Below are 23787 nucleotides of genomic sequence, written 5' to 3' on the forward strand. Positions count from 1 at the left end.
TCACTGACGCAACAACTTGGAGTAGTCGCAATGCAAAACACGGTACATTTCATCCTGCAGGGCAAGGGCGGCATCGGCAAGACCCTCGTCTCTACCCTGCTGGCCCAGTGGATAGGCGGCAAGGACGACACGCCTTTGCGCTGCTATGACACCGACCAGGAAAACGCGACTTTTTCGCGCTACAAGGCGATGCAGGTCAAGCACGTGCCCGTGATGACGGATGCGCGCAACATCGACCCGAAACGCTTCGACGCGCTGATGATCGACATCCTTGAAACGGACGGCAACTGCGTGATCGACAATGGCGCCAACACGTTTTCGCCGCTGATGGGCTATCTGCTGGAAAACGACTGTTTTTCGCTGCTGGAAGAATCGGGCCGCAAGGTGTACATCCACACCATCGTCGGCGGCGGCGACACCCTGCACGACACGGCCACGGGCTTTGTCGCGACGGCCCAATCGACGAAGGTGCCGCTGGTGCTGTGGCAAAACGAACACTTCGGCCTGCTGCAATCGGCGTCCGGCAAGCAATTCGTCGAATCGCAGTCGTACAGCGACAACCGCGCGCGCGTCAAGGGCAGCATCACCCTGAGCCAGCGCAATCCCGACACCTTTGGCGCGGACGTCAAGAAAATGAACACGGCGCGCCTGACGATGCAGGAAGTGCTGCAGAACGACAAGTTCAACATCATGGAAAAGCAGCGCATCAAGGTCGTCTACCGCGACATCTTCGAACAGCTCGACAAGGTGCAGTGGTAGATGGACCGGCACAAACTGCGCAGCCACGTGTTCGACAAGACGGGCATCAAGGTCGACGTCGATGACCCCATATTCGCGCTCGTGGCGCTGAACGAAGCCGTGCTGGCGGAAACCGTCGAGCGCCAGCTGGCCCTGCTCGACGCCGCCACGCAGGCGCTGGCGGCGCAGGCGCGCGCGACGGGCGGCTTGCCGGCCATGTCCCAGCCGGTGCAGGAAACGCCCGGGCGCGCCCCGGTCTTTACGCCGCGCGAATGGCGCTTGCTGGGCGCGGCGGCCATCGTCTCCGTCGCCTGCGCGCTGTTGGTGCTCGGTGGCGCGGCCCTGCTGTATAAACTGTAGCACCGACCGTAGTAAGGACCGTAGCACCAGCGCGCTGCGCCAGCCACGAGCGAGCCGTAGCGTCTTCTCCACCCATCCCTGGAAGCATGCATGAAACCGATCAAACTGCTGGCCCTCCCCGCCTTGTTGCTGTCGCTGTACGGCGCCCCGCTCACCCTCGCCCATGCCGCCGATGCGGCCGCGACTGCCCCCATGGGTGCGACGTCCGTGCCGAATATCGCCTACGAAAAATACACCTTGCCGAACGGCCTCGACGTGATTCTCGTGGAAGACCATAAATTGCCCGTCACGGCCGTCAATATCTGGTACCACGTGGGTCCCGCGAATGAAGCGCCGGGCCTGACGGGCTTTGCGCATCTGTTCGAGCACATGATGTTTGCCGCCACCAAGCACGTGCCGCGCGGCATGGCCGACCAGTTGCTCGAAGGCGCGGGCGCCACCGATTCGAACGGCAGCACGGATTTCGACCGCACCAATTATTTCGACACGGTGCCGTCGAACCAGCTGGAACTGGCGCTGTGGACGCATTCCGACCGCATGGGCTATCTGCTGGACGTACTCGACCAGACGGCGCTGACGAACCAGCAGGACGTGGTGCGCAACGAGCGCCGCCAGAGCGTGGAAAATGCGCCGTACGGCATCGTGCAGGAAGCGCTGTACCACCAGCTGTTTCCCAAGACCCACCCGTATTACGCCAGCGTCATCGGTTCGCACGCGGACATCCAGAACGCGAAACTGGCCGACATCAAGGAATTCTTCAGCAAATACTATGGCCCCAACAACGCCAGCCTCGTGATCGCGGGCGACATCGACAAGGCGAAGACCAAGGAACTGGTCAACAAATACTTCGGCAGCTTCAAGAGCGGCCCGGCCGTGCCGAAACCCGATGTCGTGACGCCGCCCATCATGCAGGAGCGCCGCATCGTGGTGCAGGACCGGGTGGAATTGCCGCGCGTCTTCATGGCCTGGCTGACGCCGTCCGCCTACACAAAAGATGACGCGGAACTGTCGATGGCCGCGCACATCCTGGCCGGCGGCAAGTCCAGCCGTTTGTATAAATCGCTCGTGTACGACAAGCAGATCGCCCAGGACGTGGGCGCCAGCCAGGGCTCGAACGCCCTCACGTCGATTTTCACCATCGACGCGACGGCGCGCCCGGGCCGCAAGCCCGAGGAAATCGAGCAAGCCTTGCAGGCGGAGCTGGAGCAATTGCGCGCCCAGGGCCCGACCGAGAAGGAACTGGAACGGGCGCGCAACAGCATCGAGACGAGCATGCTGAGCCAGGTGGAAAAAATGGGCGGCCACGGCGTGGCCAACTTGCTCAACGAATACAACCAGTACGTGGGCGACCCCGGCTACCTGGCCAAGGATATCGCGCGCTACCGCCAGGTGACGGCGGCCGGCGTGCAGCGCGCCGTCGACCAGTACCTGAAAAACCAGTCGCGCGTGGTCGTCTACGGCGTGCCCGGCACGCCGGACTTGGGCGCGGAAGTGCCGACGCCGGCGCCGGGCAAGGTCAAGCCTGCGCCAGGCACGGCCATCAATGCGGACGAGCCATGGCGCAATACCGTGCCGAAGGCCGGTCCCGCGCCGAAGATTGTTTTACCGCAAGGAAAATCGTTCACCCTGGCGAACGGCCTGACCGTGATCCACCACTACAACGGGGCCGTGCCGCTCGTGTCCAGCCAGCTGGTCATCAAGAGCGGCTCGGGCGCCAATCCGCTGGCGCAGCCGGGCTTGTCGAGCTTTACGGCGCAATTGCTGCAGGAAGGCACGGCCACGCGCAGCGCGCCGCAAATCGCCGACGACGTGGCGCAGCTGGGCGCCCTGCTCAATACCGGTTCCGGCGTGGACGCGTCGTTCGCCCAGCTGACGTCGCTCAAAGCCACGTTCCCGCAAGCGCTCGACGTGCTGGCCGACGTGGTGCTGCACCCGCAATTTCCCCAGGAAGAAGTCGAGCGCCAGCGCGCCAGCCGCATCGGCGAACTGGCGCAGCAGCGCGAAAACGCGGGCGCCGTGGCGGCCAGAGTGGAGGCGGCGGCCCTGTACGGCCCGCAGCATCCGTATGGCTATATCCAGCTGGGCACGGAAGCGGCGCTGAAAGCGGCCAGCCGCGCCGACCTGCAAGGTTTCTGGCAGCAGCATTACCTGCCCAACAATGCGGCGCTGATCGTCTCGGGCGATATCGGCGAAGCGGAATTGAAGGCGCTGGCCGAAGCCAAGTTCGGCAGCTGGAAGGCAGGCACGGTGGCGCCGTCCGTGGCCGCCGCACCGCAGACGACGAAGGCGAAACTGATTTTGGTCGACAAGCCGGGCGCGCCGCAAACGGCCTTGCGCCTGTCGACCATCGCCGTGCCGCGCGCCACGCCCGATTACGCGCCGCTGCAAGTGATGAACGCGGCGCTGGGCGGTTTGTTTACCAGCCGCCTGAACACCAACTTGCGCGAAGAAAAGGGCTACACGTATGGCGTGCGCTCGCAATTCCAGTACCGCAAGCAGCCTGGACCGTTCTCGATTGCCGCCAGCGTGCGCACCGATGTGACGGGCCCGGCCGTGTCGGAAACCGTCAGGGAAATCCGCGCCATGATCGCCAAACCCTTGAGCAACAAGGAATTGGCGAATGCGCGCAACTCGCAAGTGCTGTCCTTGCCGGGCCAGTTCGAGACGAATGCCAGCGTCAGCGCCAGCATGGCCAACACGTACATCTACGGCCTGGGCCTCGACTACTACACGACCTTGCCGCAGCGCTTTGCCAGCGTGACGGACAAGCAGGTACAGCAGGTGGCGAAGAAATACCTGCAGCCGGAAAAGCTGATCGTCATCGGCGTGGGCGACAAGGCGAAGATCGCGCCGCAACTGTCGAAACTGAAGCTGGCGCCCGTGGAAGTGCGCGATGCCGAAGGCAACGTGAAGTGATCAGGATTAGCGGCGCTTGAACAGCGCCGCTTTATCGACCAGCGCCGCGATCGCCACGCCCGCCGTGTAGGCGATCAGGTCGACCCAGCCGAAGGCGGAGCCCAGCACCAGGTGTCCCAGCGGATGGGCGCGCAACGCGACGATCCACGGCGCCTGGTATAGCTGGCCAAATTCCACGGCAAAGCAGATCAGCAGGGACCACGAGGCCAGCTGCCACGTGCGCATGCGCGTGGCGATGGCGCCCAGCGCAAAGACGATCATCATGGCCCACAGGGCGTCGCCCGGATACTTGCCGAGCGCGGCGGGGACGAATTGGGGAAAGGCGCGCGAGGCCAGGCCCAGCGCGATGACAGCCACGGTTGCGCCCACCTGCGGCAGGCGGCGGCGTTCAGGTTTTACCAGGAACATATTTCCATTCAAAGGCACAATACGGGCCGAACCATTGCGGCCCGTCCGATATTGTACTGCGCGGCCGTGCCTGCCTGCAGCCTATCGCATTAGCCAAGGTCGACGTGCTGCGCCAGGAAATCGAGAAAGACGCGCACGCGCAGCGGCACATGCCCGCCTTGCCCCACGAACACGGCATGCACTTCCTCGCTGTCGCCGGGATTGCACTCTTCCAGCACGGCCTGCAAACGGCCGGCCGCGATATCGGCGCGCACCTGGAAGGCGGCCAGGCGCGCCAGTCCCAGTCCCGCCAGCGCCAGCTGCCGCAAGGCTTCGCCATCGCTGGCCTGTGCATTGCCCGTGACGGGCACGACGACGTCGCCCTCGGGCAGGCGCAGCGGCCAGCCCGAGCGGGCGCGCGCATAATTGGCGTCGAGCAGATTGTGCGACGCCAGCTCGGCAGGCGTCAACGGCGTGCCGCGCCGGGCCAGGTAGCCTGGCGCCGCCACGATGGCCATGCGCGTCTGGCCCAGCTTGCGCGCCAGCAGGCTGGAACTTTTCAATGGCCCCGCCCGCACGGCCACGTCCGTGCGCTGCTCGAGGATATCGACGACTTCATCCGTGAGGACGATGTCGAGCGTCACCTCGGGATAGCGCTCGAGAAACAACGGCGCCAGCGGCAACAAGAAATGCTGGCCGAACGGCACGTTCGCATTGACTCGTATTTTGCCGCGCGGCACATCCTGCACGCCGGCGCAGCGCTCGGCCTCGTCCAGCGCCGCCAGCACCTGCTGCCCCCGTTCGTACAGGCCGCAACCTTCGGCCGTCAGTTGCAGCTGGCGTGTGGAGCGGTTCAGCAGGCGCGCGCCCAGGCGCTCTTCCAGCCGCGAGACGAGCTTGCTGACGGCCGACGGCGTCATGCCGCAAGCGCGCGCGGCGGCGGAAAAGCCGCCGAGCTCGACGACGCGCACGAACACTTCCAGCTCGCCGGAACGGTTCACTTCCAGTCTGGCCATTGTGAATTCAACTCATAAATGTTCTTCGATGAGATAGTCTAGTACATAAATGGCTTTGCTTTCATCATGCGCACATTCCCCTTGATGAAGCGAGCCGCCATGCAACGACTGTCCCTCCTCCCCGCCATCCTGCTGAGCCTGGCGCTGAGCATTCCCGCCGCCCATGCGGCCGATCCCGCACCCACCTGGCTGGCCAGCTGGACGGCCAGCCCGCAGGCCGTGTGGAGCCGCGATTTCCTGTTCCCCAGCAATGTGCCCGCCGTGCTGCAGGGGCACACCGTGCGCCAGGTGGCGCGCATCAGCGTGGGCGGCCCGCGCGTGCGCATCGTGCTGTCGAATGCGTATGGCAAGGTACCGCTGCGCATCGGCGCGGCCACCGTGGCCCTGGCCGCTTCCGCTTCCGCCATCGAAGCGGGCAGCCTGCGCACGCTGACGTTTTCCGGCCAGCCGGCGGCCAGCGTGGCGCCGGGCGCGCCGCTCGTCAGCGACCCCGTCGACCTGTCCGTGCCGGACCTGGCCCGCCTGACGGTGAGCATCCACCTGCCGCAAGCCAGTCCCGTCTCCACGTTTCACTGGGATGGGCGCGAGACGGCGTGGATCGCCCCGCAGGACCAGACGCGGGCCGCGCGCATCGATGACGCGCCCGGCGTGCAGACCACGACGGCGCGCGTCTTGCTCAGTGCGATTCAGGTGGAGGCGGCGCCGGGGGCGCAGGGAGCGCAAACTGTGGCCATCCTCGGCGATTCGATTAGCGATGGCGCCACCGCCAGCCTGGGGATGGATGCGCGCTGGCCCGATTTCCTGGCCCGGCGTTTGGCGCCGCACGGCGTGGCCGTGATCAATGCGGGCATTTCCGGTGCGCGGTTGTTGTCCGACGGCATGGGAGACAATGCCCTGGCCCGTTTCGAGCGCGACGTGCTGGCGCAACCCGGCGTGCGCACGGTGATCGTCCTGTTGGGAATCAATGACATCAGCTGGCCCGGCACGGCGTTTGCGCCACGGTCAAAACGGCCGACGTTGGAGGAGTTAACAAACGGCTACGCCCAGCTGATCGCCCAGGCGCACAGCCGCGGCGTGCGCGTGATCGCGGCCACCTTGATGCCGTTCGCAGGCGCCCTGCCCGGCACGCCCTTGAGCAACTATTATCAGCCGGAAAAAGATGCGCTGCGCCAGCAATTGAATGCGTGGATACGCGCCAGCGGCAGCTTTGATGCGGTACTCGACTTCGACGCGTTGGCGCGCGACCCTGCGCACCCGCTGCGCCTGCTGCCCGCCTACGACTCGGGCGACCACCTGCACCCGGGCGACGCAGGCAACCGGGCGCTGGCGGAAGGGACAGACCTGTCCCTACTGTTTACAAATCAGTCGCCCAGGCCCGCGTACAAAGCGGTACTCAGGTAGCGCTCGCCGAACGACGGAATGATGGTGACGATGGTCTTGCCCGCGTTTTCCGGACGGCGCGCCACTTGCAGGGCGGCCCACAGGGCGGCACCCGACGAGATGCCGACCAACAAGCCTTCGTCGCTGGCGGCCAGGCGCGCCGTGGCGAAGGCGTCGTCGTTCTTGACGCAAATGATTTCGTCATAGATGGCCGTATTCAAGATCTGCGGCACGAAACCGGCGCCGATGCCCTGGATCGGGTGCGGCCCCTTGGTGCCCTTCGACAGCATCGGCGACGCTTCCGGTTCCACGGCAATCACTTGCAGGCCGGGCTTGCGCTCCTTCAGCACTTCGCCGATGCCGGTGATCGTGCCGCCCGTGCCTACGCCGGCGATGACGATATCGACTTGGCCGTCCGTGTCGCGCCAGATTTCCTCGGCCGTCGTGGCGCGGTGGATGGCGGGATTGGCGGGGTTATTGAATTGCTGCAGCATCAGGTAGCGCGGGTCGGCCGCCACCAGTTCCTCGGCCTTGCGGATGGCGCCCAGCATGCCTTCGCTGCCCGGCGTGAGCACCAGCTCGGCGCCATAGGCGCGCAGCAGGATGCGCCGCTCGCGGCTCATGGTGTCGGGCATGACGAGGGTGCAGCGGTAGCCGCGCGCGGCGCACACCATGGCCAGCGCGATGCCCGTGTTGCCGCTCGTCGGTTCGACGATGACGGTATCGGGATGGATCTTGCCTGCGGCTTCGGCGGCGACGATCATGGCCAGGCCGATGCGGTCCTTGACGCTGTGCGCGGGATTGTAGAATTCGAGTTTGGCCAGGATGGTGGCCACACTGCCGGCAGCGATGCGGTTGATGCGCACCAGAGGGGTGTTGCCGATCAGTTCGGTGACGTCGTTGGCGATGTTCATGGGTGTGGTCTCCACAGCAATTACAGAAGAACCCAGTCTACCGCGTTTCAGCGCGCAAATGGCGGCGGCGCGGGCATGCGCCGCCGCCAAACTGAACAATTACTTCACGTCCAGCAATTCCACGTCGAAGATCAGTGCCGAGTTCGGCGGAATGTCGCCATTGCCGGCGCCGCGCGGACCGTAGGCCAGTTCGCCTGGAATGATCAGGGTGCGCTTGCCGCCCACCTTCATGCCGGCCACGCCCTGGTCCCAGCCCTTGATGACCATGCCCTTGCCGAGCGGGAAGTCGAACGGGCCACGGCCCACGGAGCTGTCGAACTTCTTGCCGCGCGAATCTTTCGCCAGCGGACGGTACAGCCAGCCCGTGTAATGCACGGTGACGTTGCTGCCGACGGACGCTTCCTTGCCCGTGCCGACCTTGTTGTCGATCAGGATCAATTTATCGGCGACAGGGCCGGGACTCAGCGAGACGGCCGAGGCGGGAACAGGCGCTGGCGCCTGTGCCTGCGCCAGCGATGCGGCGACGGAGCAGATCAGGGCAAACAAAACGGAGCTACGCGTCATGATGTATTCTTTCAGTGAGTTTCGGTGAGATCCCTGCACCTAACATGGCAGGGAACGCCAATGATAGCAAACCGCCGCAACGATAGGAAAAATTTGTCGCACGATACACACTGCCCCCGCCTGTTTTACGCGCTGTGGCCCGACGCGGCCACGCGCGCGGCCCTGGCCGCCTGGCAGGCGCGCTTGCCAGGCAAACCCGTGCGCGCGGACAAGCTGCACCTGACCCTGGCCTTCCTGGGCCAGCGCCCGGCCAGCGATCTGCCGGCCCTGCTCGACATTCTGGCGCACTTGCCGGCGCGCGCCATGCCCTTGCTGTTCGATCACGCCAGCCACTTTACAAAGCTGGCGCTGGCCTGGGCCGCCCTGGCGCAGCCTTCGCCCGCCCTGCTGGACTTGCGCGCGGCCTGCATGCAGCGCCTGGCGGAACAGGGGCTGGCGCCCCGCTTCGAACACGACCGCTTTACGCCACACGTGACCCTGGCGCGCCAGGCGCCGCCGCCGGCCATCGATGACTTCGCGCCCATCGCCTGGCTGGCCGACGAGCTGGTGCTGGTGGAATCGCTCAAGAGCAGCGGCGACTACCGCATCCTGGCCAGCAGGAAGCTGATTCATGCAGCGTAACTTGGACGACTGATCTAGGCGGCATCCGGCAAGGCGGCCAATTTGTCTTGGCGCAAGCTTTTCAGCGCGTGGGCGGCCGCCACCATGCCGAAGCTGGCCGTCACCACCACGCTGGAACCGAAGCCGGCACAGTTCAGGCCCGTCACGCCGGCGGGCGCGCCGCCATCGATGGCGCACGCTTCCGCGCTCTCGGGCGTGCTCAACGGTTCCATGGAAAACACGGCGTCGACATTGAATTTGTTTTTCACGCCACGGGGGAAACCATATTCCGTGCGCAACAGTTTTCGCACGCGCTTGAGCAACGGTTCCTGTTCCGTTTTCGACAGGTCGCGCACGGCGATCAGGGTCGGGTCCGTCTGCCCGCCCGCGCTGCCGATGGTCAGCATGGGCAGATTGCGTGCGCGGCAATACGCGATCACGGCCGCTTTCGCCTTGGCATTGTCGATCGCGTCGACCAGATAGTCGAAATCGCGCCCGCCCAACAACTGCTCGAGGTTATCGGGGCTAATAAAATCCTCGATCTGCGTGACCTGGCAAAACGGGTTGATCAGTTCGATGCGTTCGGCCAGGGCCGTGATCTTGGCCTTGCCGATGGTGTCGCTCATGGCCTGGATCTGGCGGTTGATGTTCGATTCGGCAACATTGTCGAGGTCGATCAGGGTCAGGCGGCCGATGGCGCTACGCGCAAGCGCTTCGACGATCCAGGAACCGACGCCGCCCACGCCGATCACACACACGTGGGCGGCACGGAAGCGTTCCAGTGCCGGCGTGCCATACAAGCGGGCAATGCCGCCGAAACGCCGCTCAAAATCGATCTCGGTCAAGTCCATGGAAATTAGTTCATTGGTGGAGGTATGCATGGCGCCATTTTAACGGACACTGCGCTGGCAGATATTCTAAAATAGCCGAATTGACACAGCGACAAGCAGCGTTTGTCGCCGCGCCCCCACACCGCCCACCACGAGAACTCGCCATGACCTCTCCCCTGTTCGACTCCGTTCCCGGCTTTGACCAGCCCATCGCCGTGCTCAAGCATTGTCACGACAAGATCCGCAAGCAGTTGACGACCCTGCAAAACCTGCTGGCGCACCTGGCGCAGCACGGCAACACGGCGGATGCGCAGCAGGCGGCCAAGGCGGTGTTGCAATATTTCAATAAAGCCGCCCATCTGCACCATGACGATGAGGAACAGGACTTGATGCCCATGCTGCAAGCGACGGCCACGGGCGACGATGCCGCCCTGCTGGCGACCCTGGTGCCGGAAATCCTGGCCGACCACCAGCGCATGGACCAGGCCTGGCTGACCCTGCGCCCGGAACTGGACGCCATCGCGGCCGGCACGGCTGTCCAATTGTCCGCCCATGGCGTGCGCGATTACGTGGCCGCCTACCAGGCCCACATGAGCAAGGAAGAGGGCCAGCTGGCGCCCATGGCCAAGCGCCTGTTCAGCGCGCAGCAGATGGAGCAGCTGGGCACGGCCATGCAGCGCCGCCGTGGCATCGCGCCGGAGGCTCCCGAAGTGCCGGACGCGGCCGCCGCGCTGGCCGCCATGCGCACCGATTACGTGCAATCGAGCCTGAGCGAGACGGACGTGCTGGCCGATCCCATCGCCCAGTTCCAGAAATGGTTTGCCGAGGCCGTCAAGGCGCAGGTGATGGAGCCGAACGCCATGAGCCTGGCGACCGTCAGTCCCGACGGCAAGCCCAGCTCGCGCATCGTGCTGATCAAGCAATTCGACGAACGGGGCTTTACCTGGTACACGAATTACCACAGCGACAAGGGCCAGCAGCTCGAGCACAACCCGCATGCGGCCCTGCTGTTCTTCTGGGGCGAACTGGAGCGGCAAGTGCGCATCGAAGGCACGGTGGTGAAAACCACGGCCGCCGAGAGCGATGAGTATTTCAATGTGCGCCCCGTGCAAAGCCGCTTGTCGGCGATTGCTTCGCAGCAAAGCGCGCCCATTGCCGACCGTGCCGCGCTGGAAAGCAATTACGCGGCCGTGGCCGCCGCCATCGGCGATGCCCCGCCGCCGCGCCCTGCCCACTGGGGCGGCTACCGCTTGCAGCCGGAACGCATCGAATTCTGGCAGGGGCGCCGTTCGCGCTTCCACGACCGCATCGTCTTTACGCGCGGTGCTGACGGGCAATGGAGCATGCAGCGCTTGCAACCGTAAGCAGCATAGACAAGGCGGCGCAAAGCAAGCTGGTCAATATAGGTGTAGGCTATGAAGGTAGAAGTTACTAAATAACATTGTTTCTCAATTTGCGGCCCCGGTGGGGCCGCTTCATTGGAGGCCATTTTGTTTGTACAAAACCAACTCAAGTCCTGGATCGCCAGCATCCGCAGCAAGACCGCCTTGCCGCTCCGCATAGAATTATGGAACGGCCAGCATGTCGACCTGTCCAGCGAAACGCCGAGAGTCACCATCCGCCTGCCCACCGTCGCCTCGGCCCGCTATTTGCTGAACCCGTCGCTGGCCAACCTGGGCTCGGCCTATGTGGAAGGCAATATCGAAGTCAAGGGCACGGCCCAGGACATGATAGCCATCTGCAATGCCCTGGCGCGCAATACCTTGAAGCCGGAAGGCAAGCTGGCCCGCATCGTGCGCAGCTTTACACACGACAAGAGCAAGGATGCCGAAGCCATCCGCTACCATTACGACGTGTCGAACGCGTTCTATGAACAGTTTCTCGACCCCGCCCTCGTGTATTCCTGCGCCTATTTCGAACAGGGCGATGAGACCCTGGCGCAGGCACAGGTCAAGAAGATCGACCATATCCTGAAGAAAATCCAGTTGCAGCCGGGCCAGACCCTGCTCGACATCGGCTGCGGCTGGGGCGCGCTCGTCATGCGTGCCGCCCAGCAATATGGCGCCCGCTGCGTGGGCGTGACCCTGTCGGAAAACCAGTACGCGCTGGCGCGCGAGCGCGTGGCGGCGGCCGGCCTGGCGCACCTGATCGACATCCGCCTGCAAGACTACCGCGACGTCACGGGCCAGTTCGACCGCATCACCAGCGTGGGCATGTTCGAGCACGTGGGCCTGAAACACTTGCCCGAGTACTTTTCCATCATCAACAAGCTACTGGCGCCGGACGGCATGGCGATGAACCACGGCATCACCTCGACCGATCCTGACAATGGCGAAACGCCGTATGGCGGCGGCGAATTCATCGAAAAATATGTGTTTCCGCACGGCGAACTGGCGCACATCGGCAACGTACTCAAAACCATGCAGCAGGGGGGGCTGGAAGTGCTGGACGTGGAAAACCTGCGGCGCCACTATGCGCGCACCTGCGCCCTGTGGACGGAAAATTTCGAAGCCCATGCCGAGCAGATCCGTCCGCTGGCGGGCGAACGGCGCTTCCGCATCTGGCACGTCTACCTGGCCGGCTGCGCCTATGCTTTCGAGCAAGATTTGATCAGCCTGTACCAGATCGTCTGCGTGAAGGCGGGCCGGCGTTCTTCCTCCCTGCCCTGGTCGCGCAACTACATGTATGCGCAGGATGCGAGGCCGGCGCCCGTGCTGGCAAGCTGACGGGTGCGCGGGGCGCTACTTCAGGCGCTCCGCATACATGGCGCGGAATTTTTCCACCTTGGGAGCGACGACCAGGGCGCAATAGCCCTGCAAGGGATGCTCTTCGACATAATGCTGGTGATACTCCTCAGCCGGATAAAAGCTTGATGCCGGCGCCAGCTGCGTGACGATGGGCGCATCCCACACGCCGGCCATCTCGGCGAGCACCTTGCGCGCCACCTTTTCCTGCTCGGCCGACTGGTAATGGATGACGGAACGAAATTGCGTGCCGACATCGTTGCCCTGCCGGTTCACGGTGGTCGGGTCATGCAGGGTAAAGAAGATTTCCAGCAAATCGTGGTAAGGGATGATGGCCGGATCGAATTCCAGGCGCACCACTTCCGCATGGCCCGTCTCGCCCGTGCACACCTGTTCATACGTGGGGTCGGGCACGCCGCCGCCCGTGTAGCCGGACTCGACGCGCGTGACGCCGCGCACTTCCCCGTACACGGCGGCCAGGCACCAGAAACAGCCACCGCCCAGTACAGCCACTTCCGTCTGTTGATGCATGATGTCCTCCCGCAACGCCACTGCGGCGTGTCAATTACCACTGTAGCGCAAAGCGCCATCGCCTGCAGTGCCGCTTGAAACGGCGCGTGCTGCACCGCACATAAGGGGCGTGCCGGCCACGATTGCGCTGGCGCGGCCGATTTTTGGCATAATGTCAGCAAATAGACAGGTCACCCATGAACACACGCTCTCCCCGCGCGCCAGCGCAAGAATTCGATACGGCACATTTCCGTCAGGCATTGTCGCAGTTTGCCACCGGCGTGACGGTCATTACGACGCGCCTGGCCGACGGCAGTTTCCGCGGCTTGACGGCCAGTTCCTTCAATTCCGTCTCGCTGTCGCCGCCGCTGGTGCTGTGGAGCCTCGGTTCCGTGGCGAACAGCATGCCCATCTTCAGCGGCAACTCGCACTACGTCATCAATGTGCTGGGCGCCGAGCAGGCGGAACTGGCGACGCGCTTTTCACGCCGCACGCCGAATCCTTTCGATGACGTCGAATACGAACTGTCGCGCACGGGCCAGCCCATCCTGAAAGGCGCGTCAGCCTGGTTCGAATGCCACAACCGCAGCCGCTATCCTGAAGGCGACCACGTCATTTTCGTGGGCGAAGTGGAACAATGCGCGTTTGCCGCGCAGCCGCCCTTGATCTTCCACAATGGGAAGTTCAATACGCCGCCAGCCTGAGCGGGACAAAAAAAAATCCGCCGAGGCGGATTTTTTGTTTTACAGGGTAAAGTTATACCCGATGCTGACACTCACGGCGAGCGGATCGAGCTTGATGTCCTGCGTCTGCCCCGTCGAGAATTTCGCCTTGGTTTTCAGGAAGGTCTTGACCACGGCCACGTCGGCAAACCAGCGCTGATTGAAGGCCACGGAGCTGCCGAGCACCAGGCTGCCCGCCAGCTTGTTGTCCAGGCGGTAGGTGACGGGCGATCCACCCGGATCCAGCAAGGCCGTCATCTGGCCCGAACCTTTTTCCTTCTGGAAGTAGGCATACGTCAGGCCCGCACCCACGTAAGGGCGGATCATTGCATTGGGCTGGAAGAAACGGTACTGGATGAAGGCCGTCGGCGGCAAGACTTCCGCCGTGCCCAGCTTGCCCGTGCCCTTGATGGCACCATCGCCGACCAGGTCATGCTTGTATGGCACGCCCAGGATCATTTCAGCGGAAATATTATCCGTGATCATGTAGGCAAAGCTCAGGATGGGCTTGGTATCGGCCTTGACGTCGGCCTTCGTGCCCGGCAGTGCCGGCGCGGAAATGTCGCCACTGTCCACATGCGGCGTGATCTTGTTGACGCCAGCCTTGACCATCCACGTGCCTGCGCTTTGCGCCGAAGCGCCCGTCGCCACGGCCATCGCGGCGGCGGCGGCCAGCACGCGTACAGCGGTATTCAAACGATTTTTCATCTTGTCTCCTGATCATTATGTGCGGATAGCCGGGCTATCCGGTCTTGTCGCTGCCAGCGCCGGCCACGCCCCGGGGACGCGGCCGGCGCGGCCATCCCTTACAGCCAGCCCCGCACGACCATGTCCTTGGCCACGTAACGGGCCAGCAACAGGTTGTTGAACGGCGTAGGGTGCACATCGTCGGCATACGAATAGTGGCTGACGTCGCCCGCCTTCAGGTTCGCGCCATTGCAGACCAGCGAGCTGCCCAGGAAGTTCTTCGCTGGCGTCAAGTCGCACGCCGTCTCGCTGACGTTGGTCAAGCCATACGGGCCAGGGTTGGTGCCCTGGTCATGGCTGACGGCAAAGACGTCGACCAGCAAGACTTTGGCATTGCCGCTCAGGCCGCCGCTCAGTTCGCCATTGAAGGCACTGACCATGGCATTGATGAGCGCCTTGGTATTGGCATCCTTGCTCAGGCCCGATGGCGTACCGGCCACGTCAGGCAGATTGTTGACGATGACATAGTTGGCGCCCTTGGCGATGATCTGGTCCTTGACCAGCGCCACCAGTTCCTTGCCTGCCTGTCCCATGGCGGCAACCAGTGTCGGTCCCTGGGCCGCAGCGTAATCGGCGCCGGCCTTGGCGCCGGCAGCGTTACCGGTCACCGTCGCATCGGCTTGCGCCTTGGCGACCAGCGGGCCGTACACGGCAGACGAGCCAACAGCGGTATTGCCTGCAATAACAGCAGCCTGCACGGCGGCACCGACGATGGTCGCCGATGTGGCGCCAGGGGCGGCGCTGGCGGCTTTGACGGCGGCGCCGATGGAGGCCGCTGCCGTGGTCGGATTGGGGGCGCCGGCGGCCAGGGCCAGAGTCAGGTTGGTGGCGAAAGCCTGGGCGCCTGCGGCCGCGCCTGCAGCCTGGCCTGCAGCGGTCGCGCCTGCCTGCAATGCGCCCAGCTGGAACAGTACGTCATTACCGCCGGCCATCACGAAAACGGCTTCCGTGCCGCTGAACTTGCCGCCGGAAACGGCCAGGTGGTTCGCAATCTGCGTCACCACGGGCACGGTCAGGGCGCCCAGCTGGCTGCCGGTCAACTTGTTGTTCGGACCGACGGGGTTGGTGACGCGCGAGCCGCCCATGGCGTAGCCAAAGCAGCCGGCGTGCTTGACGCGGGGAGCTTGCAGGGTCGGTATGCTGCCTTCCAGGCCCGTTTCGGCGGCGCATGGCGCCGGCAAGCCGAATTGCGCAGCCAGGTGCTCGGTCCAGTTCTTGCCCGTCAGTTCAGGATTGATCTTGGTATTGTCGCCATTGATGGTGAATTTGCCGCCACCGCTCGCCGCCACGCCGGCGACCGCATACGAACCGACATCGGACAGGCTGTCGCCGAACGACACCTGCGCCGTGTATTTGACTTTCAAGGCTTGATCACCGCCACTGGCGCCGCCGCAACCTGCCAGGACAGCCGCAGCCAGCACGGCCAGCGCGAATTTTGTTTGATGCATTTTGTCTCCTCGGTCTTTTTTCTGGTTTCTAAACGAACGGGCGTGCTATTCGCTACCCAACTAATATGCCATCGTTCCTCGGGCTTGTATAGAAAATATGTTTTAAAAATCAACGAAATAACAACATCGCCAGCGCCCTGTCACGAGCGGCCGATCTGCTGAATTATGGAGGATTTACTATGTTTCGTGGCAAGCATTGCTATTGCGCTGCATCAATAAAAAGCCCCTTGCGGGGCTTTTTTCAGACGGACAGGAATTGCTGCAAGATACCACTTGAGCCGAACGCGGCACGCCGCAAACGGTCGTTGACGCCCAGCCATTCGGGGCCGGTGGGCGGGGCTTCGACGAGGATCAGCTCGGCGCCGACCTGGTCCATCGTGCGCAGCGAGGCATACAGCGCATGCGCGTAGTTTTCCGGATTGGCGGCCAGGCGTACGCTGGCGCTGGCAGGCGGCAGATCCGAGTAATGGATCAGGGCCACGCGGCGCCCGTCGTTGAGCAGACGGTTCAAGGTGGCGCTCACGTCATCGCTGTGCTGCATCGCAACAGGCGTATGTGGCGCGTAATGCGATTCCAGGGTACCCGAGGCGCGCGGCGCGGCCGCGTCGGCAACAGCCGGTGCGCGGCCGATGACGGCGGCGATCTGCGCGCTGCTGATATGGCCGGGACGCAAGAGCACGGGACCGTGCGTGGCCAGGCGCGACAGGTCGACGATGGTCGACTCGATGCCGACGTCGCTCTGTCCGCCATCGAGCACCAGACCCAGCAGGCCGCTGTCGAGTTCGGCTGCGAATTCATCGCGCACGTGCTGCGCCGTGGTGGGGCTGACGTTGCCGAATTTGTTTGCCGACGGTGCCGCCAGGCCGCCCTTGCCGCCCTTGAACGTGCGTAGCAATTCGATAGCCACCGGGTGCGACGGGCAGCGCAAGCCCACCGTATCCTGGCCGCCGGACACGGCGTCGGGGATATGCGCGGCGCGCCTGACGATCAGGGTCAGCGGACCGGGCCAGAAGGCGGCCACCAGTTGTTCGGCCTCGACAGGAATATCGTCGGACCAGTGCGCCAGGTCGGCGCCGGGCGCCACGTGCACGATCACCGGGTGGTCCGAGGGACGGCCCTTGGCTTCATAGATGCGCGCCACGGCGGCCGGGTTTTCCGCGTCGGCGCCCAGGCCATACACGGTTTCCGTCGGGAAAGCGACGAGACCGCCCGCTTCCAGCACGGCGGCGGCCGCCGCCAGATCGTGTGCGGGTACGCTCACGGCGCGATTCCCAGGATCAGGCAAGCGTCGCGCAAGCGCTGCTGCGCTTCCGGCAAGGTCGCGGCGATGAAAGTCAGGTGGCCCATCTTGCGGCCACGGCGCGGATCGTCCTTGCCATACAGGTGCAGACAGGCGCCCGGCAGCGCCAGCACCTGGTCCCACGCCGGTTCAGTGACCACATCGCTGTCGCCGGCAAACCAGGCGTCGCCGAGGATGTTGAGCATCACGGCCGGCGAATGCTGGCGCACGTCGCCCAGCGGCAAGCGCGCCATGGCCCGTACCTGCTGCGCGAACTGGCTGGTGACGCAGGCATCCATCGTGTAGTGGCCGCTGTTGTGCGGGCGCGGCGCCATTTCATTGACTACCAGGCTGCCATCTTCCAGCACGAAAAATTCGATGCACAGCACGCCGACATAGCCGAGTTCGGCGACCATCGCTTGCGCCGCCCGCTGCGCCCTGGCGGCGCAATCGTCGGACACGTTCGGGCCCGGCACGGTGGTAGTAAACAGGACGCCGTCGCGGTGCACGTTTTCGGCGATCGGATAGACGACCGATTCGCCATCCACGCCGCGCGCCGTCAGCATCGACACTTCATACGCCAGCGGCAACATTTTTTCCAGCAGACAAGTTACTTCGCCCATTTCCGCAAACGCGGCGCGCACCTCGTCGCGCGTACGCACGCGGAACTGGCCCTTGCCGTCATAGCCCATGCGCACGGTTTTCAAGATACCCGGCAGCAAGTCGTCGGCTATGGCGTCGATGTCAAGCTGCGTGGCGATCACCATGTGCGGCGCCGGCAGCACGCCGGACTTGGCCGCACAGTCGACAAAGAAACGCTTTTCCGCGATGCGGTCCTGCGCCACCGATACGCCATGGGCGTTCGGCGCCACGAACACGCGCTCGGCCAGGCGCGACAGACTGTCGGCCGGCACATTCTCGAATTCCGTGGTGACGGCCAGGCATTGCGCAGCCAGGGCGTCGAGACCGGCTGCATCGCTGTAGCCGGCATTGACGAGGCGCTGCGCCACCTGCCCCGCAGGGCAGGCGTCGGACGGTTCCAGTACGGCTACTTGGTAACCCATGCTCTGGGCCGCCTGGGCAAACATGCGGCCGAGCTGGCCGCCGCCCATCACGCCCAGCCACGCCGGTGGATGGGCGGCGGGCAGCAATGGGGAAGTCGATTTACTATTCATTATTTTTCAAACACATTATTCAGGCAAGACCATGGCCTTGGCGGCGGCCGTTTGCGTGGCGCGGAACGCTTCCAGGCGCTCGGCCAGGGCGTCGTCGTTGGCGGCCAGCATCGCCACCGCTGTCAGCGCCGCATTCGCCGCGCCCGCTTCGCCGATGGCGAAGGTGGCCACCGGCACGCCCTTGGGCATTTGCAGGATGGACAGCATGGAATCTTCGCCGCGCAAGTATTTCGACGGCACGGGCACGCCCAGCACGGGCACGATGGTCATCGCCGCCACCATGCCAGGCAGGTGGGCCGCGCCGCCGGCGCCGGCGATGATGGCGCGCAAGCCGCGCGCGCGCGCGCTTTTCGCGTACGCATACATCTCGTCGGGCATGCGGTGCGCGGAGATGACTTGCGCTTCGTACGGCACGCCAAACTGTTTCAGCATGGCGACCGCGTTCTGCATCACGTCCCAGTCCGAGGACGACCCCATGATGACGCCGACCAGCGGCTTGTTTTGCTCACTCATCTCAGGCCTTCAGCTTCTCGCCCGTCAGGCGTTCGATGGCTTCGAAATACTTGGCCTGGGTTTTTTCGATGACGTCGGCCGGCAGCGCAGGCGCTGGCGCGGTCTTGCCCCAAGTTAAGGTTTCCAGGTAGTCGCGCACGAACTGCTTGTCGAACGACGGTGGCGAAATGCCAGGCTGATAGGAATCGGCGGGCCAGAAGCGCGACGAGTCGGCCGTCAGCACTTCATCCATCAAATGCATGACGCCATTGTCGTCCAGGCCGAATTCAAACTTGGTGTCGGCGATGATGATGCCGCGCGTGGCCGCGTATTCGGCGGCCGTCTTGTAGAGTTGAATGGCGACGTCGCGCATCTTGGCGGCCAGGTCGGCGCCGATGCGCTCTTCCATTTCAGCAAAGCTGATGTTTTCGTCATGCTCGCCCAGCTCGGCCTTGGCCGCCGGCGTGAAGATCGGTTCCTGCAGTTTTTCCGCCTGTTGCAGGCCGGCTGGCAACGCGATGCCGCAGATGCTGCCCGTGTCCTGGTAATCTTTCCAGCCCGAACCGATGATGTAGCCGCGCACGACCGCCTCGACCATGATCGGTTTCAAGCGCTTGGCCACGACGGCGCGGCCCTTGACTTGTTCCACTTCCTCGGGCGCCACCACGGATTCCGGCGCCACGCCGGTCAGGTGGTTCGGCACGATATGGCCCAGTTTCTCGAACCAGAAATCGCTCATCTGGTTGAGAACCTTGCCCTTGCCGGGGATAGGCTCGTTCATGACGACATCGAAGGCCGACAGGCGGTCCGTGGTGACGATCAGGATCTTGTCGTCGCCAACGGCGTAATTGTCGCGGACCTTGCCGTGGCCCAGCAATGGCAGGGAGTGGATGGAAGTCTGATAGAGGCTGTTCATAGCGGGGGAATAGTTGGATGAAACGAAACCGGCAGGCAGGGGGTGCCCGCCGGTCGAGAAAATCGGGCACAAGGATACGCTGTCTGCGGATGCCTGCTGCCCGTTCCAGACAGAATTTTACTTCACAATCTGCGCCAGCTCGCCGGCCTTGTAACGCTCGGCCATTTTTTCCAGTGGCATGGCCTTGATTTTCGACGCCTGGCCTTCGCAGCCGAATGCCTGCATGCGGGCGCGCACGATTTGCTCTGCAGCAAGACGGGCTGGCTTCAGGTAGTCGCGCGGGTCGAATTTCGACGGGTTTTCAAACAGGTATTTGCGGATCGCGGCCGTCATCGCCAAACGGATGTCGGTATCGATGTTGATCTTGCGCACGCCGTGACGGATGCCTTCCTGGATTTCCTCGACTGGCACGCCGTAGGTTTCCTTCATGTCGCCGCCGAATTCGCGGATGATGGCCAGCAATTCCTGCGGCACCGACGAGGAACCGTGCATCACCAGGTGGGTGTTCGGGATGCGCGCGTGGATTTCCTTGATGCGGTCGATGGCCAGGATGTCGCCCGTTGGCTTGCGCGTGAACTTGTAGGCGCCGTGCGAGGTGCCGATGGCGATCGCCAGCGCGTCGCACTGGGTGCGCTGCACGAAGTCGGCCGCTTGCGCCACGTCCGTCAGCAGTTGTTCGCGCGTCATGGTGCCGTCGGCGCCGTGGCCGTCTTCCTTGTCGCCCTTCATGGTTTCCAGCGAACCGAGCACGCCCAGTTCCGCTTCCACCGTCACGCCGATGGCGTGCGAGAATTTCACCACTTCACGCGACACTTCCACGTTGTATTCGTAGGAGGCAACCGACTTGCCGTCCGCTTCCAGCGAACCGTCCATCATCACGGAAGTAAAACCCGAGCGGATGGCGGCCATGCAGACGGCCGGCGACTGGCCGTGATCCTGGTGCATGACGACAGGGATGTGCGGATACGCTTCGACGGCGGCGTCGATCAGGTGGCGCAGGAACGCTTCACCGGCGTACTTGCGCGCGCCAGCGGACGCTTGCATGATCACCGGGCTGTTGAGCGCATCGGCGGCGGCCATGATGGCTTGCACTTGCTCCAGGTTGTTGACGTTGAAAGCAGGAATGCCATAACCGTTTTCGGCGGCATGGTCCAGCAGTTGACGCATGGATACGAGAGACATGGTAATACTCCAGATAACAATAGAAACCGTTGCGGCGCTTCGCGGTCAATGACCGCGGCGGCGCCTGAATTCTTGGGTCTTATTCAAATTCACCCACTGTCACAATCTTCAGTGCATTCGTGCCGCCCACCTGGCCCATCGGCTCACCCCAGGTGACGACGATCATGTCGCCCTTGCGGACGATGCCCTGCGCCACCAGCAGCTCTTCCGCCTGCTTCAGCACTTGCGCGCTGGGGGCGTTCTGCATCAGATGATACGCCCGAACATTGCGGTACAGCGCCGCTTTGCGCAAAGTCGTCACGCTGGGCGTGAGCGCGTAGATCGGCGTGTCGATACTGTGGCGGCTCATCCACAAGGCGGTGGAACCGGATTCCGTCAGCGCCACGATGGCTTTCACGCGCAAATGATGCGCCGTGAACAGGGCGCCATACGCGATCGACTGGTCGATGCGGGTAAACGTGACGTTGAGGAAGTCGGCGTCGAGCTTGTTGTATTCGGACTGTTCCGCTTCCACGCAGATGGCGGCCATCATTTCCACCGTCTCGATAGGGTACTTGCCCGAGGCCGTTTCGGCCGACGTCATGACGGCGTCGGTGCCGTCGAGCACGGCGTTCGCCACGTCCGACACTTCCGCGCGGGTCGGCACGGCGTTGACGATCATCGATTCCATCATCTGCGTGGCAGTAATGGCTAATTTGTTCGACGCGCGCGCCATCTTGATCATGCGCTTCTGCAAGGCCGGCACGGCCGCGTTACCCACTTCCACGGCCAGGTCGCCACGCGCCACCATGATGCCGTCGGACGCGTCGAGGATTTCCTGCAGGGCAGGAATGGCTTCCGCGCGCTCGATCTTGGCGATCATCATCGGCTTGTGGTGGTAGGGTTCGCCCGCGATATTGGCCAGCTGGCGCGCCATTTCCATGTCGGTCGCGCATTTCGGGAAGGAAATGGCCAGATAGTCGGCCTGGAAACTCATGGCCGTCTTGATGTCTTCCATATCCTTGGCCGTCAGCGCGGGCGCGGACAGGCCGCCACCCTGGCGGTTGATGCCCTTGTTGTTCGACAACTCGCCGCCGATCTTGACGGTCGTGTGGATTTCGCTGCCGTGGATACGCTCGACGATCAGCACGATCAGGCCGTCGTTCAGCAGCAAGACGTCGCCCTTGTGCAAGTCGCGCGGCAAGGCCTTGTAGTCGAGGCCGACACGCTCCTGGTTGCCCAGTTCGCCGTTTTCGCCCCACTTGGCGTCGAGGATGAAGCGCTCGCCTGCTTCGAGCTGGATGCGCGTGTTTTCAAACTTGCCGACGCGAATCTTCGGCCCTTGCATGTCGGCCATGATGGCCACTTCGCGGCCGCACTCGGCCGCCGCCAGGCGCACCAGTGCCGCGCGGTCGATATGGTCTTGCGCCTTGCCGTGGGAAAAATTCAAGCGCACCACGTCGACGCCCGCACGTATCATTTTGACCAGGATATCGAAGTCAGTGGAAGCGGGGCCGATTGTTGCTACGATTTTTGTACCGCGTGGCATAGGAGTCCTTGTGCGCGAGCGAAGGTGAGCAAGACCTGGCGGCTGTGCCGCCCGGCAAGGTAAAAGCGCAGCGGTCAGGCTGCGCTTGGTACTGAACTGCTAACGGCAGCGCCTCAAGCGGCGCGTTGCATCAGAATCTCTACTGCGGGCAAGGTCTTGCCTTCCAGGAACTCCAGGAAAGCGCCGCCACCGGTCGAGATATAGCTGATTTTATCGGTAATGTCGTATTTGGCAATCGCCGCCAGGGTGTCGCCACCGCCAGCGATCGAGAATGCTTTCGAGTCGGCGATGGCCAGGGCCAGGGTCTTGGTGCCGTTGCCGAACTGGTCGAACTCGAACACGCCGACCGGACCGTTCCACACGATGGTGCCGGCGGCGGCGATCTGCTGCGCCAGCAGGGCCGCCGTTTTCGGGCCGATATCGAGGATCATGTCGTCGTCCGCCACGTCGGCCACGTCCTTGACGGTGGCGGCTGCCGTTGGCGAAAACTCCTTGGCGCACACGACGTCGACGGGAATCGGCACTTGCGCGCCGCGCTTGGCCATGATGTCGATGATGGCCTTGGCTTCATCGACCAGTTCCGCTTCCACCAGCGACTTGCCGACGTTCAAGCCGACGGCCTTCATGAAGGTATTGGCGATGCCGCCGCCGACGATCAGGTTGTCCACCTTGTCGGACAGGGCTTTCAAGATGGTCAGCTTGCTCGACACTTTCGAGCCGGCAACGATAGCCAGCAAGGGACGGGCGGGCGCGTGCAGCGCTTTGCCCAGCGCATCGAGTTCGGCGGCCAGCAGCGGGCCGGCGCAGGCGACGGGCGCGAACTTGGCGATGCCGTGCGTGGACGCTTCGGCGCGGTGGGCCGTGCCGAACGCGTCATTGACGTAGATATCGCACAGCTTGGCCATTTTTTGCGCCAGCTCATCGCTGTTTTTCTTTTCGCCCTTGTTCACGCGCACGTTTTCCAGCAAGACCACCTGGCCGGCGGCCAGGTTTTCCAGGCCGGCGCCGTCGACCCAATTTTGTTTCAATGCAACTTCTTGGCCCAGCAGCTCGGACAAACGTGCCGCCACGGGCGCCAGGCTGTCGGCCGGCTTGAACTCGCCTTCCGTCGGACGGCCCAGGTGCGACGTCACCATGACGGCGGCGCCAGCGTCGAGGGCGGCGCGGATGGCCGGCACCGAAGCGCGGATGCGCGTATCTTCGGTGATCTTGCCACTGTCATCTTGCGGGACGTTCAGGTCGGCGCGGATAAACACGCGCTTGCCTTGCAGTGCATTTTGGGCGATCAAATCTTGCAGACGGATGAAGTTGAGAACAGCTGACATGGCGATCCAGATGA

General features: G+C 63.8%; 23 protein-coding genes. 8 read left to right on the top strand and 15 right to left on the bottom strand.

Annotated features, from left to right (window positions below; genetic code table 11):
- The first annotated feature begins 30 nt into the window (after positions 1 to 30).
- The 3 genes from CLU90_RS15575 (at position 31) to CLU90_RS15585 (ending at position 4014) form a co-directional block, all read left to right on the top strand.
- The gene (locus CLU90_RS15575) at positions 31 to 759 is read left to right on the top strand and encodes a hypothetical protein (protein WP_100428341.1); all 729 of its coding nucleotides are present in this window, start codon (positions 31 to 33) and stop codon (positions 757 to 759) included.
- Positions 760 to 1098, top strand: a complete 339-nt coding sequence (locus CLU90_RS15580; RefSeq protein ID WP_100428342.1) for a hypothetical protein — start codon at positions 760 to 762, stop codon at positions 1096 to 1098.
- A gap of 90 nt (positions 1099 to 1188) precedes the next feature.
- The gene (locus CLU90_RS15585; RefSeq protein WP_100428343.1) at positions 1189 to 4014 is read left to right on the top strand and encodes a M16 family metallopeptidase; all 2826 of its coding nucleotides are present in this window, start codon (positions 1189 to 1191) and stop codon (positions 4012 to 4014) included.
- A gap of 6 nt (positions 4015 to 4020) precedes the next feature.
- Here CLU90_RS15585 and CLU90_RS15590 read toward each other — a convergent pair whose 3' ends face one another.
- Both CLU90_RS15590 and CLU90_RS15595 read right to left on the bottom strand, forming a co-directional pair.
- A complete protein-coding gene (locus CLU90_RS15590; RefSeq protein WP_100428344.1) occupies positions 4021 to 4422 on the bottom strand; it encodes a ribosomal maturation YjgA family protein in 402 nt (133 codons plus the stop codon).
- A gap of 89 nt (positions 4423 to 4511) precedes the next feature.
- The gene (locus CLU90_RS15595) at positions 4512 to 5417 is read right to left on the bottom strand and encodes a LysR family transcriptional regulator (protein WP_092711791.1); all 906 of its coding nucleotides are present in this window, start codon (positions 5415 to 5417) and stop codon (positions 4512 to 4514) included.
- 99 nt (positions 5418 to 5516) lie between these two features.
- Here CLU90_RS15595 and CLU90_RS15600 point away from each other — a divergent pair, with 99 nt between their 5' ends.
- Positions 5517 to 6818, top strand: coding sequence for an SGNH/GDSL hydrolase family protein (locus tag CLU90_RS15600; protein ID WP_232731218.1), 1302 nt, complete (start codon positions 5517 to 5519; stop codon positions 6816 to 6818).
- On the opposite strand, the gene cysK is transcribed toward CLU90_RS15600, so the two are convergent.
- Positions 6779 to 7711, bottom strand: a complete 933-nt coding sequence (gene cysK / locus CLU90_RS15605) for a cysteine synthase A (RefSeq protein WP_100428345.1) — start codon at positions 7709 to 7711, stop codon at positions 6779 to 6781. The genes CLU90_RS15600 and cysK overlap by 40 nt on opposite strands.
- Positions 7712 to 7810: 99 nt before the next feature.
- Entirely contained in the window at positions 7811 to 8275 is a 465-nt protein-coding gene (locus tag CLU90_RS15610) for an FKBP-type peptidyl-prolyl cis-trans isomerase (RefSeq protein WP_034746152.1), read from the bottom strand.
- 93 nt (positions 8276 to 8368) lie between these two features.
- Here CLU90_RS15610 and thpR point away from each other — a divergent pair, with 93 nt between their 5' ends.
- The gene (gene thpR / locus CLU90_RS15615; protein ID WP_157808834.1) at positions 8369 to 8896 is read left to right on the top strand and encodes an RNA 2',3'-cyclic phosphodiesterase; all 528 of its coding nucleotides are present in this window, start codon (positions 8369 to 8371) and stop codon (positions 8894 to 8896) included.
- Between the two features lie 14 nt (positions 8897 to 8910).
- Here thpR and CLU90_RS15620 read toward each other — a convergent pair whose 3' ends face one another.
- On the bottom strand, positions 8911 to 9756 hold the full coding sequence (locus CLU90_RS15620) for a tRNA threonylcarbamoyladenosine dehydratase (RefSeq protein ID WP_232731219.1): 846 nt from the start codon (positions 9754 to 9756) through the stop codon (positions 8911 to 8913).
- 113 nt (positions 9757 to 9869) lie between these two features.
- Here CLU90_RS15620 and pdxH point away from each other — a divergent pair, with 113 nt between their 5' ends.
- Both pdxH and CLU90_RS15630 read left to right on the top strand, forming a co-directional pair.
- Positions 9870 to 11069 carry a pyridoxamine 5'-phosphate oxidase gene (pdxH, locus tag CLU90_RS15625; protein WP_092711799.1) on the top strand — a complete coding sequence of 400 codons (1200 nt, stop codon included), beginning with the start codon at positions 9870 to 9872 and terminating at the stop codon, positions 11067 to 11069.
- A gap of 126 nt (positions 11070 to 11195) precedes the next feature.
- Complete coding sequence (locus CLU90_RS15630; RefSeq protein ID WP_092711801.1) at positions 11196 to 12431, top strand: SAM-dependent methyltransferase; 1236 nt, start codon at positions 11196 to 11198, stop codon at positions 12429 to 12431.
- 15 nt (positions 12432 to 12446) lie between these two features.
- Here CLU90_RS15630 and msrA read toward each other — a convergent pair whose 3' ends face one another.
- A complete protein-coding gene (gene msrA / locus CLU90_RS15635; protein ID WP_100428348.1) occupies positions 12447 to 12980 on the bottom strand; it encodes a peptide-methionine (S)-S-oxide reductase MsrA in 534 nt (177 codons plus the stop codon).
- A 176-nt stretch (positions 12981 to 13156) separates the two neighbouring features.
- Here msrA and CLU90_RS15640 point away from each other — a divergent pair, with 176 nt between their 5' ends.
- Positions 13157 to 13663 (top strand): flavin reductase family protein, encoded by a 507-nt coding sequence (locus CLU90_RS15640; RefSeq protein ID WP_034746143.1) that lies wholly within the window; start codon positions 13157 to 13159, stop codon positions 13661 to 13663.
- Between the two features lie 39 nt (positions 13664 to 13702).
- On the opposite strand, the gene CLU90_RS15645 is transcribed toward CLU90_RS15640, so the two are convergent.
- The 9 genes from CLU90_RS15645 to CLU90_RS15685 form a co-directional block, all read right to left on the bottom strand.
- The gene (locus tag CLU90_RS15645) at positions 13703 to 14389 is read right to left on the bottom strand and encodes an OmpW/AlkL family protein (protein ID WP_198511223.1); all 687 of its coding nucleotides are present in this window, start codon (positions 14387 to 14389) and stop codon (positions 13703 to 13705) included.
- 98 nt (positions 14390 to 14487) lie between these two features.
- Positions 14488 to 15876: an SGNH/GDSL hydrolase family protein gene (locus CLU90_RS15650; protein ID WP_092711805.1), complete on the bottom strand. Its 1389-nt coding sequence runs from the start codon at positions 15874 to 15876 to the stop codon at positions 14488 to 14490.
- A gap of 241 nt (positions 15877 to 16117) precedes the next feature.
- Positions 16118 to 17137, bottom strand: coding sequence for an L-threonylcarbamoyladenylate synthase (locus CLU90_RS15655; RefSeq protein ID WP_092711807.1), 1020 nt, complete (start codon positions 17135 to 17137; stop codon positions 16118 to 16120).
- Positions 17134 to 18330, bottom strand: coding sequence for a 5-(carboxyamino)imidazole ribonucleotide synthase (locus tag CLU90_RS15660; RefSeq protein WP_100428349.1), 1197 nt, complete (start codon positions 18328 to 18330; stop codon positions 17134 to 17136). Before CLU90_RS15660 ends, CLU90_RS15655 begins: the two co-directional genes overlap by 4 nt.
- 15 nt (positions 18331 to 18345) lie before the next feature.
- On the bottom strand, positions 18346 to 18843 hold the full coding sequence (gene purE, locus CLU90_RS15665; RefSeq protein ID WP_092711811.1) for a 5-(carboxyamino)imidazole ribonucleotide mutase: 498 nt from the start codon (positions 18841 to 18843) through the stop codon (positions 18346 to 18348).
- A 1-nt stretch (position 18844) separates the two neighbouring features.
- Entirely contained in the window at positions 18845 to 19738 is an 894-nt protein-coding gene (locus CLU90_RS15670; protein ID WP_100428350.1) for a phosphoribosylaminoimidazolesuccinocarboxamide synthase, read from the bottom strand.
- A 117-nt stretch (positions 19739 to 19855) separates the two neighbouring features.
- Positions 19856 to 20920: a class II fructose-bisphosphate aldolase gene (gene fba, locus CLU90_RS15675; RefSeq protein WP_092711814.1), complete on the bottom strand. Its 1065-nt coding sequence runs from the start codon at positions 20918 to 20920 to the stop codon at positions 19856 to 19858.
- A 79-nt stretch (positions 20921 to 20999) separates the two neighbouring features.
- Positions 21000 to 22448 (bottom strand): pyruvate kinase, encoded by a 1449-nt coding sequence (pyk, locus tag CLU90_RS15680; RefSeq protein WP_034780607.1) that lies wholly within the window; start codon positions 22446 to 22448, stop codon positions 21000 to 21002.
- Between the two features lie 113 nt (positions 22449 to 22561).
- Entirely contained in the window at positions 22562 to 23773 is a 1212-nt protein-coding gene (locus CLU90_RS15685) for a phosphoglycerate kinase (protein WP_092711817.1), read from the bottom strand.
- Positions 23774 to 23787 lie beyond the last annotated feature (14 nt).

This window comes from Janthinobacterium sp. 67, from assembly GCF_002797895.1.
Classification (GTDB): Bacteria; Pseudomonadota; Gammaproteobacteria; order Burkholderiales; family Burkholderiaceae_D; genus Janthinobacterium.

Bases quoted from the DNA above. Each gene is read 5' to 3' on its own strand.
- CLU90_RS15575 (WP_100428341.1), top strand. From the start codon at position 31: ATGCAAAACACGGTACATTTCATCCTGCAGGGCAAGGGCGGCATCGGC.
- CLU90_RS15580 (WP_100428342.1), top strand. From the start codon at position 760: ATGGACCGGCACAAACTGCGCAGCCACGTGTTCGACAAGACGGGCATC.
- CLU90_RS15585 (WP_100428343.1), top strand. From the start codon at position 1,189: ATGAAACCGATCAAACTGCTGGCCCTCCCCGCCTTGTTGCTGTCGCTG.
- CLU90_RS15590 (WP_100428344.1), bottom strand. From the start codon at position 4,422: ATGTTCCTGGTAAAACCTGAACGCCGCCGCCTGCCGCAGGTGGGCGCA.
- CLU90_RS15595 (WP_092711791.1), bottom strand. From the start codon at position 5,417: ATGGCCAGACTGGAAGTGAACCGTTCCGGCGAGCTGGAAGTGTTCGTG.
- CLU90_RS15600 (WP_232731218.1), top strand. From the start codon at position 5,517: ATGCAACGACTGTCCCTCCTCCCCGCCATCCTGCTGAGCCTGGCGCTG.
- cysK (WP_100428345.1), bottom strand. From the start codon at position 7,711: ATGAACATCGCCAACGACGTCACCGAACTGATCGGCAACACCCCTCTG.
- CLU90_RS15610 (WP_034746152.1), bottom strand. From the start codon at position 8,275: ATGACGCGTAGCTCCGTTTTGTTTGCCCTGATCTGCTCCGTCGCCGCA.
- CLU90_RS15620 (WP_232731219.1), bottom strand. From the start codon at position 9,756: ATGCATACCTCCACCAATGAACTAATTTCCATGGACTTGACCGAGATC.
- pdxH (WP_092711799.1), top strand. From the start codon at position 9,870: ATGACCTCTCCCCTGTTCGACTCCGTTCCCGGCTTTGACCAGCCCATC.
- msrA (WP_100428348.1), bottom strand. From the start codon at position 12,980: ATGCATCAACAGACGGAAGTGGCTGTACTGGGCGGTGGCTGTTTCTGG.
- CLU90_RS15640 (WP_034746143.1), top strand. From the start codon at position 13,157: ATGAACACACGCTCTCCCCGCGCGCCAGCGCAAGAATTCGATACGGCA.
- CLU90_RS15645 (WP_198511223.1), bottom strand. From the start codon at position 14,389: ATGAAAAATCGTTTGAATACCGCTGTACGCGTGCTGGCCGCCGCCGCC.
- CLU90_RS15650 (WP_092711805.1), bottom strand. From the start codon at position 15,876: ATGCATCAAACAAAATTCGCGCTGGCCGTGCTGGCTGCGGCTGTCCTG.
- CLU90_RS15660 (WP_100428349.1), bottom strand. From the start codon at position 18,330: ATGAATAGTAAATCGACTTCCCCATTGCTGCCCGCCGCCCATCCACCG.
- purE (WP_092711811.1), bottom strand. From the start codon at position 18,843: ATGAGTGAGCAAAACAAGCCGCTGGTCGGCGTCATCATGGGGTCGTCC.
- CLU90_RS15670 (WP_100428350.1), bottom strand. From the start codon at position 19,738: ATGAACAGCCTCTATCAGACTTCCATCCACTCCCTGCCATTGCTGGGC.
- fba (WP_092711814.1), bottom strand. From the start codon at position 20,920: ATGTCTCTCGTATCCATGCGTCAACTGCTGGACCATGCCGCCGAAAAC.
- pyk (WP_034780607.1), bottom strand. From the start codon at position 22,448: ATGCCACGCGGTACAAAAATCGTAGCAACAATCGGCCCCGCTTCCACT.
- CLU90_RS15685 (WP_092711817.1), bottom strand. From the start codon at position 23,773: ATGTCAGCTGTTCTCAACTTCATCCGTCTGCAAGATTTGATCGCCCAA.